At 71.4% G+C, this 2,160-nt stretch carries 2 protein-coding genes and 1 CRISPR repeat array; of the genes, one reads left to right on the forward strand and one right to left on the reverse strand.

The annotated features are described in order from the left end of the window. On the forward strand, positions 1-181 hold a 181-nt coding region (locus J1M41_RS11940), incomplete at its 5' end, for a hypothetical protein (protein WP_206450809.1). Between the two features lie 148 nt (positions 182-329). After that, positions 330-785: a CRISPR direct-repeat array (repeat unit 28 nt; unit sequence GGCTCATCCCTGCGTGCGCGGGGCTTCC). 1 nt (position 786) lies between these two features. On the opposite strand, the gene J1M41_RS11945 is transcribed toward J1M41_RS11940, so the two are convergent. After that, positions 787-2,160, reverse strand: a 1,374-nt coding sequence (locus tag J1M41_RS11945; RefSeq protein ID WP_206451835.1) for an RNA-guided endonuclease TnpB family protein, incomplete at its 5' end; no start/stop codon positions are given.

The following is a 2,160-nucleotide window of genomic DNA, read 5'->3' on the forward strand; positions in this document are numbered from 1 at the left end:
GGCCAAGCCCGGTGAAAAGATCCAGGTGATCGCCAACGTCCCGCAGCTGCCCGCCGCCGGCGACCTGCACTGCGAGATCATCGCCGACGGCACCACCGCCCCCCTGGACGCCCAGACCGGCGACCCCAAGGGCATGCCCATGGTCCAGTGCGAGGCCACCGTCCCCGAGCCCACCAGCTGAGCATCCCGCGGACACCGCGACACGTCCCCGCAGCACCTCCACGACACCCGCAGCTGTCACGAGCACTGGATGGTGTCTAGGAAGGACCGGGACCAGCCCAGATCCCTACGACAGCTCAACCCAGGAGCCGTGAATGCCCCTGGGAGTCTGGCTCATCCCTGCGCGGGCGGAGCTTCCGACGGGCTCACCGACTTTGACGACGTGCCCGTGGGCTCATCCCTGCGTGCGCGGGGCTTCCACGATCGCGGAGCGTTTCGTGGAGAAGATGGGTGGCTCATCCCTGCGTGCGCGGGGCTTCCTCGGCAAGCAGCTCGTCCACAGCAGCAGCGTCGGGCTCATCCCTGCGTGCGCGGGGCTTCCTCTACCCTGCCGTCCTCGAACAGCGTCAGGACGGGCTCATCCCTGCGTGCGCGGGGCTTCCATGGCTCGCATGCTTGCTGACGGCAAGACCAAGGGCTCATCCCTGCGTGCGCGGGGCTTCCACCCTCAGTCAGTCAGTCAGTCCGTCAGTCAGGGGCTCATCCCTGCGTGCGCGGAGCTTCCACGGGCAAGCTGGCGATGGACTGGGAGTCCGCGGGCTCATCCCTGCGTGCGCGGGGCTTCCACTACCTGGCCAGGGCGGATGCTCCGCGCTCTGCGCTTTCCCCTTCGGTTGAGGGGGGTTGGGATGACCAGCCAGTTGCCCGGCTGGACATGCCCACACCCTGGGGTGCGGGCTTGACGCTTCCACGCCCCTGCCTCGCGGCCCCGCCAGATGGCGGGCCCGAGACAGCAGCTCCACGTCCGTTTCGACTCTCCCGACGGCCTCGGGCGAGCTCGACCCCTGCTCCACGCTCCTCCTGCACAGCCCACGCCCGGATGTTGATCGCGGCGTTCACGTCGCGGTCGATCACCAGGTGGCAGGCCTCGCACTCGAAGGTCCGCTCGGCCAGGGACAGCGTGGATTTGACTGTCCCGCAGCGCGAGCACGCCTTCGAGGAGGGCGCGAATCGGTCGATCATCTTCACCTGGGACCCTGCCCAGGAGGTCTTGTAGTCCAGCTGCCGGCGCAGCATCCCCAGCCCGGCATCCAGGATCGCCCGGTTCAACCCGGACTTGGCGGCCACGTTCCTACCCGGCGCCTCGAGCGTCCCGCGGGCCGAACGGGTCATCCCCGCCACGTTCAGGTCCTCCAGGGCGACCACCGCGAAGTCCGTCGCCAGTCTCGTGGACACCTGATGCAGCAGCCCCGCCCGACGTAGGGCGATCCCGTGCTGGAGTGCCGCGATCTGCCGGCGCACGCGCTCGCGGCGGTTCGAGCCGGGCTGGGTGCGGGCGTGGGCACGCTGGAGGCGGGTTAGGCGGGCGGCCTGGCGGGCACCGGGGCGGCCGTTGTCGATGACCTCGCCGGTGGAGAGGGCGGCCAGGTGCTTGACGCCCAGGTCCACGCCGACGGCGCCGTTGGCGCGCTGGCGACGGCTGGGCCCGGTCCGGATGGGGGTGGGGTCGGCAACGAGGATCGAGGCGTACCACCGTCCGCCGGCCTGGGAGATGGTCATGGACCGGATCTGGGCGCCGCGGCGGCAGGCGCGGACCAGGCGGCTGGTCTTGTCGTAGGTGCGGATGGTCCCCAGGGAGGCCAGGCGCAGGTGCCGGTGGTCGGTGATCACCCCGCGGCGGGGCTCGCCGCGCTTGTAGGGGGTGCCCGCGGCGCCGATGACCTCGGGGGCGGGGATGGTGAAGCTGTCCCGGGACCGGCCCTTCTTCTTGAACCGCGGCAGGCCGACGCGCGCGCCGGCGCGCGTGCCGGAGGCGGAGGCCATCCAGTTCTCGGTGGCCTTCGCGGCGTTCTGGAGGCCGGAGACCAGGACGCGGCGGGGCACGGTGTGCATCCAGGGCTCGGCGTATCGCTCGTCGGTCCATGCTTCGGCCGGGTCGGCGCCGGCGGCGATCGCGGCGGCAGCCTCGCGGTGGCGGCGGATCAGCGGGGTCAGGTGGGC

This window comes from Micrococcus sp. KRD096 (genome assembly GCF_017168495.1).
Lineage (GTDB): Bacteria > Actinomycetota > Actinomycetes > Actinomycetales > Micrococcaceae > Micrococcus > Micrococcus luteus.